This is a genomic window from Ruegeria sp. BB7 (genome assembly GCF_056539365.1).
In genome coordinates this window covers 1-15,904 of record NZ_JBQFUV010000018.1, presented here as the reverse complement: position 1 = coordinate 15,904, position 15,904 = coordinate 1, and the positions used below count along the sequence as shown (strand labels likewise).

Annotated in this window: 14 protein-coding genes, 1 tRNA gene and 1 pseudogene; 6 read left to right on the top strand and 10 right to left on the bottom strand. The window is 55.6% G+C overall.

The genetic code is table 11. The annotated features are described in order from the left end of the window. Window positions 1-15: 15 nt before the first annotated feature. The 3 genes from ACR0D7_RS17740 to ACR0D7_RS17730 form a co-directional block, all read right to left on the bottom strand. Window positions 16-1,704 (bottom strand): sulfatase-like hydrolase/transferase, encoded by a 1,689-nt coding sequence (locus ACR0D7_RS17740; RefSeq protein ID WP_480680209.1) that lies wholly within the window; start codon window positions 1,702-1,704, stop codon window positions 16-18. Window positions 1,705-1,767: 63 nt separating this feature from the next. Further along, window positions 1,768-2,010: a (Na+)-NQR maturation NqrM gene (gene nqrM / locus ACR0D7_RS17735; protein ID WP_170384464.1), complete on the bottom strand. Its 243-nt coding sequence runs from the start codon at window positions 2,008-2,010 to the stop codon at window positions 1,768-1,770. Between the two features lie 14 nt (window positions 2,011-2,024). Then, the gene (locus ACR0D7_RS17730; RefSeq protein ID WP_480680208.1) at window positions 2,025-3,050 is read right to left on the bottom strand and encodes an FAD:protein FMN transferase; all 1,026 of its coding nucleotides are present in this window, start codon (window positions 3,048-3,050) and stop codon (window positions 2,025-2,027) included. A gap of 373 nt (window positions 3,051-3,423) precedes the next feature. On the opposite strand from ACR0D7_RS17730, the gene ACR0D7_RS17725 reads away from it, so the two are divergent. Continuing rightward, a complete protein-coding gene (locus ACR0D7_RS17725; RefSeq protein ID WP_170384462.1) occupies window positions 3,424-3,948 on the top strand; it encodes a CBS domain-containing protein in 525 nt (174 codons plus the stop codon). A 193-nt stretch (window positions 3,949-4,141) separates the two neighbouring features. Next, a complete protein-coding gene (tviB, locus tag ACR0D7_RS17720) occupies window positions 4,142-5,425 on the top strand; it encodes a Vi polysaccharide biosynthesis UDP-N-acetylglucosamine C-6 dehydrogenase TviB (protein ID WP_480680207.1) in 1,284 nt (427 codons plus the stop codon). A 36-nt stretch (window positions 5,426-5,461) separates the two neighbouring features. On the opposite strand, the gene nqrF is transcribed toward tviB, so the two are convergent. The 6 genes from nqrF to ACR0D7_RS17690 are packed head-to-tail and all read right to left on the bottom strand — an operon-like array spanning window position 5,462 to window position 11,334. Beyond that, complete coding sequence (gene nqrF, locus ACR0D7_RS17715; protein WP_480680206.1) at window positions 5,462-6,685, bottom strand: NADH:ubiquinone reductase (Na(+)-transporting) subunit F; 1,224 nt, start codon at window positions 6,683-6,685, stop codon at window positions 5,462-5,464. 10 nt (window positions 6,686-6,695) lie between these two features. Then, the gene (gene nqrE, locus ACR0D7_RS17710; RefSeq protein ID WP_170384456.1) at window positions 6,696-7,304 is read right to left on the bottom strand and encodes an NADH:ubiquinone reductase (Na(+)-transporting) subunit E; all 609 of its coding nucleotides are present in this window, start codon (window positions 7,302-7,304) and stop codon (window positions 6,696-6,698) included. After that, the gene (locus ACR0D7_RS17705) at window positions 7,304-7,957 is read right to left on the bottom strand and encodes an NADH:ubiquinone reductase (Na(+)-transporting) subunit D (RefSeq protein WP_170384454.1); all 654 of its coding nucleotides are present in this window, start codon (window positions 7,955-7,957) and stop codon (window positions 7,304-7,306) included. Before ACR0D7_RS17705 ends, nqrE begins: the two co-directional genes overlap by 1 nt. After that, window positions 7,957-8,784 (bottom strand): Na(+)-translocating NADH-quinone reductase subunit C, encoded by an 828-nt coding sequence (locus ACR0D7_RS17700; protein ID WP_480680205.1) that lies wholly within the window; start codon window positions 8,782-8,784, stop codon window positions 7,957-7,959. The genes ACR0D7_RS17705 and ACR0D7_RS17700 overlap by 1 nt, the downstream gene beginning before the upstream one ends. Then, on the bottom strand, window positions 8,777-9,985 hold the full coding sequence (locus tag ACR0D7_RS17695) for an NADH:ubiquinone reductase (Na(+)-transporting) subunit B (RefSeq protein WP_480680204.1): 1,209 nt from the start codon (window positions 9,983-9,985) through the stop codon (window positions 8,777-8,779). The genes ACR0D7_RS17700 and ACR0D7_RS17695 overlap by 8 nt, the downstream gene beginning before the upstream one ends. A gap of 5 nt (window positions 9,986-9,990) precedes the next feature. Continuing rightward, window positions 9,991-11,334, bottom strand: a complete 1,344-nt coding sequence (locus tag ACR0D7_RS17690; protein ID WP_480680244.1) for a Na(+)-translocating NADH-quinone reductase subunit A — start codon at window positions 11,332-11,334, stop codon at window positions 9,991-9,993. Between the two features lie 288 nt (window positions 11,335-11,622). On the opposite strand from ACR0D7_RS17690, the gene ACR0D7_RS17685 reads away from it, so the two are divergent. The 4 genes from ACR0D7_RS17685 (at window position 11,623) to ACR0D7_RS17670 (ending at window position 14,792) form a co-directional block, all read left to right on the top strand. Then, complete coding sequence (locus ACR0D7_RS17685; RefSeq protein ID WP_480680203.1) at window positions 11,623-12,738, top strand: THUMP domain-containing class I SAM-dependent RNA methyltransferase; 1,116 nt, start codon at window positions 11,623-11,625, stop codon at window positions 12,736-12,738. Between the two features lie 96 nt (window positions 12,739-12,834). After that, window positions 12,835-12,911: transfer RNA gene (locus ACR0D7_RS17680), tRNA-Pro, on the top strand. Window positions 12,912-13,024: 113 nt separating this feature from the next. Further along, window positions 13,025-14,086, top strand: a complete 1,062-nt coding sequence (locus tag ACR0D7_RS17675; protein WP_480680202.1) for a TIGR01458 family HAD-type hydrolase — start codon at window positions 13,025-13,027, stop codon at window positions 14,084-14,086. Between the two features lie 70 nt (window positions 14,087-14,156). Continuing rightward, a complete protein-coding gene (locus tag ACR0D7_RS17670; protein WP_480680243.1) occupies window positions 14,157-14,792 on the top strand; it encodes a glutathione S-transferase in 636 nt (211 codons plus the stop codon). Between the two features lie 256 nt (window positions 14,793-15,048). On the opposite strand, the pseudogene ACR0D7_RS17665 reads toward ACR0D7_RS17670, so the two are convergent. Beyond that, a pseudogene (locus ACR0D7_RS17665) lies at window positions 15,049-15,792 on the bottom strand (5'-nucleotidase); the annotation flags it as partial. Between the last annotated feature and the right edge of the window lie 112 nt (window positions 15,793-15,904).

Sequence of the window (15,904 nt, the reverse complement as noted above, 5' to 3'; positions counted from 1 at the left end):
CCAGGTCGCTCAGAATTAATGGTGAGGCGACTTATCCTTGCCGACAAATTCAGCAAATGGCCGTGCTTTGCGCCGCCTGTATTTGACTGTCAGGTTCAGCGGCGCGTCGTTTTCATCATAAACCCCAACAACAACCCCCCTGCCCCGGCTTTTGGTCCGCATCTCGATCAGTTGCTGTTCCGACCGAGTCGTGCGTTGTGAGGGGCGTCGGGTCCAGGCAAACAGGTGATCATACATCTCGGCGATGATATCTTTGTGGGTGTCGCTGCCGCCCAAATCGTTCAGTTCGCTCGGATCGTTTTCCAGATCAAACAGAATGGGCCGATGACCGCTCTCGCAATGGATCAGTTTCCACTTTTTGTTCGCGACCATGAACATCACCGCATCCCGAACCGAGGCTTTCAGAGCATCCGCAATCGGCGACGCGGAATAGTCGTATTCGCAGATTACCACGTCGCGTGGCATCTCCTCTTGCTGCCCATGCAAAATCGGCAACAGCGAGCACCCTTCAAGAATATGCGAGGCCACCTCACCTCCTGCCACCTCTACGAAGGTCGGGGCGAGATCGATGGATTCCACCAGTGCATCACTGACCGTGCCGCGCGTCGCGTCGGCCTCGGGCGATGGGTCATAGATGATCAGAGGCATCTTGGTTGAGGCGTCGTGGAAAAACGTCTTCTCTCCCATCCAATGATCGCCCAGAAAATCGCCGTGGTCCGAGGTCAACACGATCATCGTGTCCTCCATCCGGCCGGTTTTCTCCATCCAGTCGAACAGGCGCCCCATCTGATCGTCGGCCTGTTTGATCAGGCCCATATAGGCAGGGATCACCGCCTCGCGCACGTCCTGACGCGAGAATGTCTGGCCGATTTTCGTATCCATGAACGCGCGCAGAACCGGGTGGGCGTTCTCACGTTCGGCTTCGGACCGGACCACTGGCAGAACATGCTCGGGGCCATACATCGAGGCATAGGGTTCGGGCACGATATAGGGCCAGTGCGGTTTGATGAAACTCAGGTGACAGCACCATGGTCCGTCATGCGACTCCATGAATTCGATACCCCGCCTGGTCAGATACGGAGTTTCACTGTCTTCTTCTGCAATATTTGCCGCCTCAGAAGAATTCTTCAGGAACCAGCCAGATAGTACATTGCCATCTGCATCTAACCCGGAATTGGCAAAGTCGTGCCAGGGGTTATCGCTCTCGTATCCTTTGTCCGTCAGGTAGGTGTTATAGGCCTTGGCACCGTCCGGGTCGTAATACCCGTCCGGTCCCTCGGGGCACATGCCGTCATCACGCTCGAACACGTCAAACCCGCACTCTGCCACGCGAGCGCCAATCAGGCTGTCAGGCTCGAGCCCCAGCCGCGCCATCCCTTCGGCATCCGCGCGCATATGCGTCTTGCCGACCAGCCAGCAGTCCATCCCAACCTTGCGCAGATGGTCGCCCATCGTCATTTCGCCCACCTTTAGCGGGATGCCATTCCAAGACGCACCATGCGAATGCACATAACGCCCAGTATAGGTGGACATGCGCGAGCTGCCGCAAATCGGGGATTGGATATAGGCGCGATTGAACCGCACACCGCGCGCGGCAAGGCGGTCAATGTTCGGAGTATGCAAATGCGGATGGCCGTAACAGCTCAGATAATCCCAGCGCAGCTGGTCAAACATTATGAACAGGATGTTTTTGGCTTTGGCCAACTTAGTGTCCCCCTATGGTCAGGGACCTAGTTAGCCAATTCCCGGCCTGCAGCGAAGCGTAAACTATGCTTCGGCCTGCTGTTCCATCTGGTCCAGCATCTTCTTAGCACGCTTGCATTGTAACTGATCGCGCAGGGGGCTGTTGGGGTCCACATCCTTTTTGCAGACCACGCATTTATCCGCTCCTGAAATCGCATTCAGACCGCCACAACTGCCCTTGATCTTCTTGCCCATCAGCATGACACCCAGGGACATACCAACAACGATGATCAGCAACAGAATGAAGGCCAGAATAAAAGTGCTCATCTCAGGTTCTTCCGTCAGTTAGAGCTCAAAGCGTCTTTGAACGCAGTGCTGTGTACCGTGATATAGGCATCTTCACCACCTGTCACATCCCGCGAGATGAAATACACGGCAAGTTTATGCTTTTCGGCAAGTTCCAGACCCTTTTCCTGACCCAGAGCTAACATCGCAGTGGCCCAAGCATCCGCCATCATGGCGTTTTCGGCCAGAACAGTGACCGATGTAGTCCGGTGTGTGATAGGGCGACCGGTTGTCGGGTCGATAATATGCGAATATCGTACGCCGTCCTGCTCGAAGAAATTCTTGTAATCGCCCGAACTGGCCATACCAAGATCACCTACAGACACGATCAATTGCGGTGACTGCGCGCCTGCCTGCGGTTTTTCGATGCCGATCCGCCAGACTTCGCCCTTGTCGTTCTCGCCTTTGGTGACGAGATCGCCACCAATCTCGACCAGATAGTTCTCGATGCCGGCATCGCGCAGAGTTTCCGCAACCGCATCAATACCATAGCCCTTGGCAATAGCCGACAGGTTGATCCCAACGCTGGCATCGGATTTGCTCAGCGTTCCCGCCTCGGCATCCAATTTCAGCAATCTGTTCTGACCCACACTTTCCAGTGCAGATTGAATGTCCGCATCCGAGGGCACCGGGTCTTCCGGTGTGCGCGGACCAAATCCCCACAGCTCGATCAGAGGCCCAAGGGTCACGTCGAACGTACCACCAGTCTTTTCGTGTACTTCATTGGCGGCTTGCATCACATGCACGAATTCTGCGGAGACCGGCATGGCATCGGTGCTGGTTGCAGCAGAAAATGTCGAGACCTCGGAATTCGGGTCCCAGTTGGACATCTTGGAGTTGACATCGGCCAGCGTTGCTTCGACCGCAGTGGCCAGGGCGTTTTCGTCCAAATCCTTACCGATAGCCGTGATATTGAACGTTGTTCCCATCGTCTCGCCCGACAGGCGGATCACCTCGGGTTCCTTGTCGAACAGGCAGCCGGATAGAAGTGTGGCAAAAGCCAGTACAGGCACAAGACGCATTGGGGTCTCCTGAAAACTTGGTGCCCGGCATATGCCAGCCACCCCAGCCAGAGTCAAACCGACATCAGAGTTTGAGTGGCATAAAGCCCAAGACTAAAAGGCCAATCACCGCTGGCACCCCGAAAAGCCACGCCCGTTTCTGCCACCCCTTTGGCTGCTGTTTCCAGGCCATACGAAAATTATGCCCACACACTACCACCACAAAGAATATCAAGACAGCGACAGGCGGGGTAAGATACAGGTCGGTCAAAGGCTTAAGCTTCCATTATTGCGGGTGATTTTGCCTTTCAGCGCAATTGTACCCTATACACGTCGTTTAGCTGCGCTAAGGTGAAAGGGAAAGACTTAGCAATAACCAGGAAGGAGATTGCCCATGGCCCCAACCTCTTACCAGTCCCCAACGCGCGGCGATAAGGCTGAAAAGACCACGTATAGCCAATCGACAGAGTCGAACCTGTCCCATTCGCAGACCACCGTGTCAAAATTGCTTGAGGGCAAGGGGGATGCGGTTTTTTCGGTACGTCCGAACGAAACTATTCATTCGGTCGTCAATACGCTTAAGGAAAAGCGGATTGGTGCGGTTCTCGTGACTGATCAAAATGGTAGCTTGCAGGGTATTCTGTCCGAACGCGACATCGTGCGGCGTATGGCGGATACACCCGGTCAAACCCTGCCGCAATCGGTCGAGGATCTGATGACACGCGAGGTGAAGACTTGCTCGCCAGACGATCTGCTGAATGATGTATTGAAAAGCATGACCGAAGGCCGCTTTCGCCACATGCCGGTCCTGCGGGATGGCAACCTGTGCGGCGTGATTACCATCGGTGACGTCGTGCATTTCCGTTTGAAAGAGCTGGAATACGAAGCACTGCGCATGAAGCAGATGATCGTCGGCTGAACGGATTCTCGGAAAATCCCCTTGACCTTGGCCCGGTGACAGTATCCCTGATGCGTCAAAGACTGCTTCAAGGTCGAGGGATGAATGATACGTGATCTGGTGACAGGCACCGCGAGACTGATTGGTTTCCATCTGAAAAAACTCCTGCTCTCCAATTGGGAGCACGGCCTTGGCCTTTGTCCGAGGTTCTCTGATGTTTGAAACCAACCCGAACTCTCGTCGGATCGCAGTGATTGGTCTGGGCTATGTTGGCCTGCCATTGGCGGTGGCCTTCGGCAAGATCGGCCCGGTCGTAGGCTTCGATATCAACGCAACCCGTATTGCCGACCTGCGCTCAGGGCATGACGCGACGCAAGAGGTCGAGCCCGATGATCTGGCTGCGGCCTCAGAAGTGGTTTTCACAACCGATCTGGCCGATCTGGCCACCTGCGATACTTATATCGTGACTGTGCCAACGCCTATCACGGACGGAAAGCAGCCAGATCTTTCTCCATTGCTCAACGCGTCTGAAATGGTTGGTGGATTGCTGAAACCCGGAGATCTGGTGATTTATGAATCCACAGTTTACCCCGGCGCGACCGAGGAAGACTGCGTGCCGGTTCTAGAGCGCATGTCGGGGCTAGCATTCAATACGGATTTCTTCGCAGGCTACAGCCCGGAAAGGATCAACCCGGGCGACAAAATGCACAGGATTTCCGATATCTGCAAGGTGACTTCGGGGTCTACTCCCGAAGTCGCCGATTTGGTTGATGCGCTTTATGCGCGGATTATCAATGCTGGGACGCACAAAGCGGAAAGCATCCGGGTGGCTGAGGCGGCAAAAGTTATCGAAAATACGCAGCGCGACCTGAATATCGCGCTGGTCAACGAGTTGGCGATGATCTTCGGACGGATGGGCATCGACACCGAGGCAGTTTTACGGGCTGCTGGTACCAAATGGAACTTCCTGCCTTTCCGGCCTGGTCTGGTCGGCGGGCATTGCATTGGCGTCGACCCCTATTACCTGACCCACAAAGCCGAGGCAGTTGGCCACCACCCTCAGATCATTCTGGCCGGGAGGCGGCTGAACGACGCCATGGGCGGCTACGTCGTGTCACAACTGGTCAAGCGGATGATGCGAGTCGGTATAAACGTAGCCCGCGCCCGTGTGCTGGTCATGGGGCTGACGTTTAAGGAAAACTGCCCCGATCTGCGCAATACACGGGTGATCGATATCATCGATGAGCTACAGGACTACGGGATCGCAGTCGATGTCTACGACCCCCACGTCGACAATCAGGCAGCGCATGCGGAATACGGAATTTCCATGATCGAAGAGCCACAGAAAGGTGTCTACGACGGCATAGTTCTTGCGGTGGCTCATGAGGAGTTTCGCGCCCTCGACCTCCAACAGATTCGCGCTTTTGGCAAAGAGCAGTCAGTGCTCTACGACGTGAAATCCTGTTTACCCAAAGACGCAAGCGACCTGCGGCTGTAAAAAAACCGGCGCATTTCGCGCCGGTTTCTTCGTCTCTTACCCGCCGAAATCGTCGAGCATGATGTCTTCGCGGTCCACGCCCAAATCCAGCAGCATATTAATGACCGACTGGTTCATGATTGGCGGGCCACACATATAGAACTCGCAATCCTCAGGCGCGGGGTGGTTCTTGAGGTATTCTTCGAACAGCACGTTGTGGATGAAGCCGGTATAGCCTTTCCAGTCATCCTCAGGCTGCGCGTCGGACAGGGCCACGTGCCACTCGAAATTGTCGAACTCTTCGGCCAGCGTGTCGAAATCCTCGACAAAGAACATTTCCTTCTTGGAACGCGCACCGTACCAGAAACTGATCTTGCGGTTACGGTTCTCAAGGCGCTTGAGCTGATCAAAGATGTGGCTCCGCATTGGCGCCATACCGGCGCCCCCGCCGATGAACACCATTTCTTTTTCCGTCTCGCGTGCAAAGAACTCACCAAACGGACCCGAGATAGTAACCTTGTCGCCCGGTTTCAGGTTGAAGATGTAGGAAGACATCTGCCCCGGAGGGATTCCTTCCGACCCCGGAGGCGGCGACGCGACCCGAACGTTCAGCATGATCATACCTTTCTCGTCCGGATAGTTGGCCATCGAATAGGCGCGTTCGATCGGCTCGCTCACTACAGATTCATACTGCCACAGATTGAAGCGATCCCAATCCTCGCGATACTCCTCTTCCACGTCGAAATCGGTGTATTTCAACTGGTGTGCAGGAGCTTCGATCTGGATGTAACCACCAGCGCGGAAGTTCACATCCTCACCTTCAGGCAGGTCCAGAGTCAGCGCTTTGATAAAGGTTGCCACGTTCTCATTCGAACGCACGGTGCATTCCCATTTCTTGACGCCGAAGACCTCTTCGGGAACTTCGATGTCCATATCCTGCTTGACCGCAACTTGGCAGGACAGGCGGTCACCGCAGGCAGCCTCACGCTTGGTGATGTGGCTTTCCTCGGTCGGCAGGATCGACCCGCCCCCCGAATGCACCTTTACCCGGCACTGCGCGCAGGTACCGCCTCCGCCACAAGCAGATGGGACAAAGAGTTTCTCGGTGGCCAGCGTTTGCAGCAGTTTTCCGCCCGCAGGAACCGAAATTGTTTTCTCACCGTTGATAGTGATGTTCACGTCACCGGTTGAAACCAGTTTGGAACGTGCCGCCAGAATGATCGTCACCAGCGCGATAACAATCAGTGTAAAAAGGATGACGCCTAAGCTAAAAGTTTCCATTGCGCCCTCCTTACAGTTTCACGCCCGAGAAGGACATAAAGGCCAAGGCCATCAGTCCAGCGGTGATGAAGGTAATCCCCAGACCCTGCAGGCCGTCGGGAATATCCGAGTATTTCAACTTTTCGCGCACACCCGCCATCGCGGTGATCGCCAGCGCCCAGCCAAAGCCGGAAGACAGACCGTAGGTTGTTGCCTCGGCGAAGTTGTAGTCGCGTTCCACCATGAACAGCGAACCACCCAGAATGGCGCAGTTCACCGTGATCAGCGGCAGGAAAATCCCCAGCGCGTTGTAGAGCGGTGGGAAGTACTTATCCAAGATCATCTCAAGGATCTGCACCATCGCCGCAATCACGCCGATATACGAGATCAGGCCAAGGAAAGTCAGGTCCACGTCAGGGAACCCAGCCCAGGCCAACGCACCCGGTTTCAGAAGATAGCTCAGCAGCAGATTGTTGGTTGGCACGGTAATTGCCTGCACCAGCATCACCGAAATACCCAGACCAAGCGCGGTAGAAATCTTCTTGGAAACGGCGATGAAAGTACACATCCCCAGGAAGAAGCTAAGCGCAAGGTTTTCGACAAAGATGGCCTTTACGGCCAGTGAGATCAGACCTTCCATCAGTGGGCCTCTACCTGCTGAATTTTGTATTCACGTTCTTCCACCTGGTTTGGCTTCCACGTGCGGAAGGCCCAGATGATCAGACCGATGATGAAGAACGCCGACGGCGGCAGCAGCAGCATGCCGTTTGGCACGTACCACCCACCATTGTTGACGGTCTCCAGAATGGTGATGCCGAACAGCGAACCCGCGCCGAACAGCTCACGAATGAAGCCGACCAGCAGCAGGATCAGGCCATAACCCATCCCGTTGCCCAACCCGTCAATGAATGAAGCGACCGGCGGGTTTTTCATCGCAAACGCCTCGGCGCGGCCCATCACGATACAGTTGGTGATGATCAGACCGACGAAGACCGACAGGGTTTTCGAGATTTCGAACGCATATGCTTTCAGCACCTGATCCACCAGGATCACCAGCGAGGCGATGATCACCATCTGCACGATGATCCGGATCGAGCCCGGGATCTGGTTGCGCAGACACGAGATAAAGAAGGACGAGAACGACGTTACGAAGGTCACCGCCAGCGCCATAACAAAGGACACCTGCAGCGACGAGGTCACCGCCAGCGCCGAACAGATACCCAGCACCTGCAGCGTGATCGGGTTGTTGTCGACAAGCGGGTCGACCAGCATCTCTTTCTTGGTCTGGGACATCAGAACTCTCCTGCTTGCAGTTTGGCCAGGAAGGGACCGTAGCCCGCATCACCCATCCAGAATTTCACCAGGTTATCAACACCAACCGAAGTCAGCGTGGCACCAGCCAGCGCATCGACATAGAAGTCAGGGCCAGCCGCCGGTTGCGACTTGGCGACGGTGATTTGCAGATCACCGTTGTCGTCCCGCAACCTCTTACCGTTCCACAAGGCTTTCCAACGCGGGTTGTCCACCTCGGCACCGAGGCCCGGGGTCTCACCATGCTGATAGAACTGCAGGCCGAAGATATCGTTGCCGTTGTTCTCAAGCGCAATAAAGCCATAGAGCGTGGACCACAGCCCATAGCCGTGCAGCGGCAGGATTACCTTGTCCAAATCGCCTGCATCATCGCGCAGCAGATAGATCACGCGATACTGGGATTTGCGACCGATCCCGGCTGGATCATCGTCCAGAGCGACGCTCAATTCCGGATCGCTTGCGGCAGCGATATCGTCGAAAGTCGCTGGATTGAACTGATCGTCAACGAATTCGCCACTAGACAGTTCCAGCACATGCGGCTCGAATGCGGCAAATGCTTCGGTCACATCGACGCCGGGTTCAAAGACGCCCGCCACCTGCAGGACGTTAACCTGCTTGTCCTTCAGCTTGTTCGCCTCTTGCACGGGGCGCAGGCTGACAGCAGCAGCCGACACGACCATCGAAGCAACAAGACAGACGGCGACAGCGATAAAGATCGTTTTGCCGACCGAATCTGGCGAGGCCGCCAGAAACTTGGCAATCGCGCCCTTGGGTGCCTCGTTATTGTCTGGGGATTGCGTATCAGACATGGCGACGCGCCCTCCGTTTAATGTTGGCCTGAACGACGAAATAGTCGATCAGCGGTGCGAAGACGTTGCCGAACAGGATAGCCAGCATCATGCCTTCGGGGAAAGCCGGGTTAATGACACGGATCATCACAACCATGAAACCGATCAGCGCGCCGTAGATATAGCGGCCCAGATTGGTGTGACTGGCCGAAACCGGTTCGGTGACCATGAAGACAAGGCCAAAGGCGTAGCCACCAACGACAAGGTGCCAGTACCACGGCATTGCAAACATCGGGTTGGTTTCCGAGCCGATCAGGTTCAGCAGCAGGGAAAAGACGATCATACCCCCCAAACAGCCAACGATCAGGCGATAGTTCGCTATGCGCGTCGCCAGCAGGAAGCACAGACCTATCAGACAGGCCAGTGTCGAGGTTTCGCCAAAGCTACCCTGCATGAAGCCCAAGAAGGCATTCCACCAGGTCAGACCTTCGGCTGCCAGCGCCTGATAGCCTTCGGACGCAGAAACCGACAGTGCAGTTGCGCCCGAAAAGCCGTCAACCGGTGTCCAGACCGTGTCACCCGACATGTTCGCCGGGTAGGCAAAATACAGGAATGCACGTCCGACAAGCGCAGGGTTGAGGAAGTTTTTGCCGGTGCCGCCAAAGACCTCTTTACCGATGACCACACCGAAAATAATGCCCAGAGCCACCTGCCACAATGGCGTGGTCGCCGGCATGATCAGCGTGTAAAGCATTGAGGTCACAAGGAAACCTTCGTTCACCTCATGGCCGCGAACAGTAGCGAAGATAACCTCGAAAATGCCCCCCGCCACAAGAGTGACGATGTAGATCGGCAAGAAATACAACAGCCCGTGCATAACATTGGCAAACAGGCTGGACGGGTCCAGCGAGATGCCAAACATCTGCAGCAAAGCGATGCGCCAGCCAGTTGCGGCGTCCGGTCCCAATGCGGCAATGGCCGTGTTCGCCTGATAGCCGGTATTCCACATCCCGAACAGGATGCAGGGGATCGTCGCGATCACGACATAGGTCATGATCCGCTTCATATCGACGAAGGACCGTGCATGCGGGGCTACAGTGGTGACGGATTTCGGAGTGTAGATGAAGCTTTCCACCATCTCGTAGATGGGGAAATACTTCTCGTACTTGCCGCCCTTGGTAAAGTTCGGCTCGATCCGATCAAAGAAGTTGCGCAAACCCATTTGGATCAGCCCTCCTTTTCGATTTTGGTCAGGCAGTCGCGCAGCGCCAGCCCGTATTCATATTTCGCCGGACAGGCAAAGCCGACAAGGCCCAGATCCTCTTCGTCCAACTCGAGCGCACCCAATGCCTGAGCACTGTCGGTATCCATGACCAGAAGCGCGCGCAACAACTGCGTCGGCAGGTAATCCTGTGGCATCAGCCGTTCAAACACACCTGTCGGCACCATCGCGCGACGGCCACCATTCAGGTTGCTGGTCAGGTTGAACAATTTGTTCGAAAGTGCCGAACCTAACACCGGCTGCACCGAGTATTTCGATGGCATCGGGCGAATCCAACCCATTGGAATTTGGTCATGATCTTCGCGGATAATAGAAATCTGGCGCGCGAAACGACCCAGATATGCAGTGGGGCCTTCCGCATGGGTTCCGGACAGGATCGAGCCCGAGATGACCCGCGGCGTACCATCTACAGCGATCTCATCACGGGTCAGGTCGTCGGTCGACGCACCCATCACAGTACGGATCAGGCGCGGTTGACGCGCGCCCGGGCCGCTTATTGCGATCACGACATTCGGGTCCAAATGACCGGTCTGCATCAGACGGCCTATAGCAATCACATCTTGATAACCGATGGTCCAGACCTGCTTATTCCCTGCCAGCGGCTCGAGGAAATGGATGTGTGTACCAGCCAGACCCGCTGGATGCGGCCCCGAGAATGCAGCGGCCTCAACCCCAGGCACATCCGCGCCTGGAATAGAATCGCCTTCCTTTTGGCACAGATAGGTTTTGCCCTCTGTAAGCTTGGCAATCGCGCCCAGGCCTGCTGCAAACGCCTCACCAGCGTCGGCAATGATCACGGCCGCGTCAGCTGCCAGTGGCTCACTATCCATGGCGGTAACGAAAATAGCCGCAGGCTTGGTGCCCGGCACTGGCATTTTCGAATAGGGCCGCGTGCGGAACGCCGTCCAAAGACCAGCCGCGCACAGCTTTTCGGTCACACCTTCAGCGTCGTCCGAATTGCCGACGCCCGAGAAATCCAGCCCCGTATCGTTGGGGTCGGACACCTCGATCACCACACTCTGCAGCACACGACGGGCGCCGCGATTGACGGCCACGACCTTACCGCTGAGCGGGGCGACCATCATCGCCTCTGGCGCGTCCTTATGACAGAACAGCGGCGTTCCACGCTGAACCGTATCACCTTCCTGAACCAGCATACGTGGTTTCAGGCCCAGGTAATCCCCGCCCAATACCCCAACGGTCCTAAATTCAGGTCCTGGTTGGATAATCTGATCCGGCGCACCCAGCACCGGCAGCTCCAACCCCTTTTTAAGTTTGAACGTTTGCATGTCGGTACGGTCTTCCAAGCCTCATTCCCTGCGCCTTAATATATCCAACCCATATCCGGTCCAGACAATAACGCGTGATTTCTTTGGCGTCGCCGCAAAAGCGTCAGAATGCGTTAAAAGTCCGCGGGCGGAATTCAGATTTGGCACCGTTTACGCGGGGATGACGTCAAAAGCAAACCCGTTGACGCGCAAATTGACCGTGATCGCCGCTTTCCGTTGTAAATTTACGATTTGTCGCAGGAAAATTTGCCGGTCGCACCCGGAATGCTTCCGGTGTAGGTACTGCCAATGGAACAAAACACCGAATTTGAAATTTTTTTGGTCGCCACACCCGGGCTTGAGGCTCCGCTACATGCCGAAGCTTTGGAAAAGGGATTCGCAGAGGCTAAAATTGTGGCTGGCGGGGTTAACGTCCGCGGTGCCTGGCCTGAAGTCTGGCGTGCAAACCTGTGTTTGCGCGGGGCCAACAAAGTTCTTGTCAGGATAGGCAGTTTCCCAGCCGTCCATCTGGCGCAGCTTGATAAACGCGCACGCAAGTTCCCTTGGGCCGAGTTCCTGCGCCCAGACATTCCGATTAAGGTTGAGGCTACAAGCCGCAAATCCCGCATCTACCATGCAGGAGCAGCTCGACAGAGGGTCGAACGAGCGATCACAGAAACACTCGGTGCGTCGATCTCGCCCGATGCGGTCTTGCGCGTTTTGCTACGCATCGAAAAGGACATCTGTACTTTCTCGATCGACACCTCCGGTGACCCGCTGCACAAGCGCGGCCATAAGTCAGCAGTAGCTAAAGCACCCATGCGCGAAACCATGGCGGCAATGTTCCTGCGCGAGTGCGGTTTTGACGGGGCCGAACCAGTTCTGGACCCAATGTGTGGGTCTGGCACCTTTGTCATCGAAGCCGCCGAGATCGCACTGGGATTGAACCCAGGACGCTCTCGTGGTTTCGCTTTCGAAGATTTGCCTGGTTTCGATTCAATCACGTGGTCCGCAATGCGCCAGGACAGATCAAAAGTAGAAACTGACACAGTGTTCATTGGGTCCGACCGGAATGCCGGGGCAGTCGATGCGGCCAGTACAAATGCAAATCGCGCCGAAGTTGCCGCGTTTACCCGATTTCTGTGCCGCTCAGTCAGCGACATAAAACCCCCGACAGGCCCTGAGGGCCTGGTTATCGTCAATCCTCCTTATGGTGCAAGGATCGGAGACGAAAAACGCCTCCGCTCTCTATATGGCAGCCTTGGTAAGACCCTAACATCACGATTTGCCGGTTGGCGCGTCGGCATCGTAACTAGCAATCAATCACTCGCCCGCGCAACGCGCCTGCCATTGCTGCCCGCAGGACCAGTTGTGGACCACGGCGGCACGAAAATTCGGCTTTATCGAACTGACCCTTTACCCTGAAGGGAATGTTGGCGAAGAGGCTGGTGAATTCCTGATCACCGCCAGAAAATCCCTCTTGCACATCCATATCCTCGGGTATAGATCACCCGCCACGGTCGGAGTGTAGCTCAGCCTGGTAGAGCACTGTCTTCGGGAGGCAGGGGTCGGAGGTTCGAATCCTCTCACTCCGACCAATAAAACAAGTGTAAAATGCAGAGATATTTTGCCTTTTGACCAATTAACTTACCTTTCCGCCAACCAAAGTTACCATCTCTAGCCTGAAGTGTTGCTAGTTCAAATCGTAATTTTGAACGAACGGCCCATACTTGCCGTTGGTCGCGCTACGGCATTTGTGCAGTTGCAGTCCGCATTGCTGCCGTTCCCGGCATGCACGGGATTGACGTTTCTCTTAACCCACAATCTGCGTAATAAACCTGCCGTTGTCCTCACCGTGCCACTCGCCCTCAGTGTAGCTTCTCCTCATCCTGATAACTGCTGCATCTCTGCGGATGGAATACTGTTCCTGATGCCACCGGTTCCGGGTGGCGCGGAAGGTGCCAAAGTTGACACCTCGTGTAGGCTCCAGCAAAATTTGAGAATGATTCAAACAGTTTTACTTGATATCTCCGGAGTTCTTTACCAGGGGCCCGAAGCGATCCCCGGAGCCACTGAGGCACTTACCCGGTTGCGATCCAGCGGACTGCAAGTGAGATGCCTCACCAATAGTACGCGGCAGCCAAAGCACCGCATCATGGACAAGCTGCGGGACCTTAAATTCGCGATTCAGCCGGAAGAGGTATTTACACCTGTCGCTGCCTGTTTGGATTGGCTTTCGCGCACAGGGCACAGCCCGCGTTTGCTCGTACACCCAGCGCTTGAGGAAGAGTTTTCTGCCTGCGACCGCAATGGACCGCCCGCCGTTATTGTTGGCGATGCCGCCCAGGAGTTTTCCTATGAAAATATGAACCGGGCATACAGATTGTTGCAAAATGGGGCGCCCTTGATCGCGCTCGCATACAACCGCATTTTCAAGGATGAGGATGGGCAGTTAAGCCTTGATGCGGGCTGCTTTGTCAAAGCGCTGGAATACGCTACCGGCATCCGGGCTCAACTGTTAGGCAAACCGGATCCCGGTTTTTTCAGAGCCGCAGTTGCCAGCACCGGCGCTGCCCCCGCGCAGACAGCTATGATCGGTGATGATGCTGAAAGCGATATTGCCGGCGCTTTGGCTGCGGGCTTGGCAGAGGCGTATCTGGTGCGCACCGGAAAGTTCCGTGAAGGCGACGAAACCCGGTTTGCCCCTGAACCAACGGATACCGTGTCCGATGTTTGCGAAGCGGTGGCCCGCTTGACCGGCTTGGCGGCATGACAGCAGAAGCTATAATTTGACAATCGAAGAAGGGTTTGACCGTACCGGCGGGTTGCAGATAAATCCTCCTATGGCTCATCACCCTATCTTATGGACGTTCCGCCGCTGCCCGTATGCAATCAGGGCCCGCCTCGCCTTGGCGTGTTCTGGTGTCAAAGTCGAGTTTCGCGAAATTCGTCTAAGGGACAAGCCACAAGCCTTCTTGCAAACATCAGAATTCGGAACGGTGCCGGCGCTTCGCCTTGCGGATAAGGTTTTTGACGAAAGCTTGGATATCATGATCTGGGCTCTCGAACAGAATGATCCGCCCCGGCTTTTGGACATGCCTCAGGAAGGGTGGGACCTGATTACAGAAAATGATGGTCCATTCAAGGCCGCATTGGATCACACAAAATACGCCACCCGCTATCCGGACATCGACCAGGCGACAGAGCGCATGAAAGCGGCCAGTTACTTGGTCGGCCTCGACAAAAGATTGGCCGGGCGGTCTTGGCTATTTGGAGATCGCCCCACCCTCGCCGATCTGGCACTTCTGCCCTTTGTTCGCCAGTTCGCCCATATAGACAGAGAGTGGTTTGACGCACAGGAATGGCCAAATTTGATTGCATGGCTGGATCGTTTCCTGGAAAGCGAAGTCTTCATAAACGTAATGCACAAGTACGCGCCATGGGCAGAAGGCGACGCGCCTGTTTGGTTCGGCGGCTAGGCTCAACATGGCGGCCCCCGGCCCTTATCAGACATTGAGCGCTGCCTTCAAATTCTGCAGTCGCAGCCCGCTTTGCGGACCTTCGCTGCGGGAACGCAATGCATCAGTTCTAAAAGGTCTGGATCGCGGACCTTTCAGACATTGGGGGCAAGCTATGGTATGTCTGCATTAGATCAAAGTCAGACATAAATGGACAGCCACACGTTGCAGTTGTCAGCCGATGACGCGCACGAAAGGGACGATACGGAACTGAAAATCACGCGCCAATTCTAATCGATCGATCTTCCATCGCGCGTTGGTTCATCAGAAGTATCGAGACGCCCTGGTCGTTCTTGTTGGGCAAGCCCTTCAGGTATTCCATGATTGCTTGCCACTCCTTGATTTCCTGCGAGGGTGTCCCGCCTCCGTCTTGTACAACTTTGCGTGGATCGATATCGCCTTTCGGGGGCAGAACGTACGGGCTCAACTGTTTGTCGGGCAATGCATCCGCGCGAGTTAACAGCGGTTCACCGTCCTTCGTCTTCGGCACCAACGACAATGCTCCGTTCGTATCAACGGGTATCGAAGCCAGGATCAGTCCAAAGTAGAGGTTGCATGATACGCTGTAGAGCGCCTCGGACTCCTCGGATATATCGATCGGGCGATAACCGCTCTCGATATCGCCCAGTTCGATTTCGGTGATGGTTTCGAATTGCGGTCGCGATGGATCGTAGCGGAAGCGTATTCCAAAAACGCGCGGAAAGTACTGACCCGGAAGGTTGGGGTTGCCGAGCAGCAGAAACTCCAGACAATTCTTGATCTCGCGCCCTGTGAGATAGGCGACAATGAGCGAGCCGCCGGTGCTATGATCCTCAACGCCGACACCGAGCGGTGCCAGCAGGAAGACATCATAGACATTCTGCACGCCGCTTGTACCCTGTTGCAGTCCGGCGCGGATCATTCCGGCAGAGTTCAATGTAACATCTGACTTGGTAGCGGAGCGGACGGCATCTGCCACGAGATTTCCGAGTGTCCGTCGTCAGGGATTTTGGGACAGATGGCCGCCTGAGCTAAGAGAGGATCTGGCTCATCTGGTTTTTGTGATTATGCGGCGGATTTGCGGTGAAGCAAGC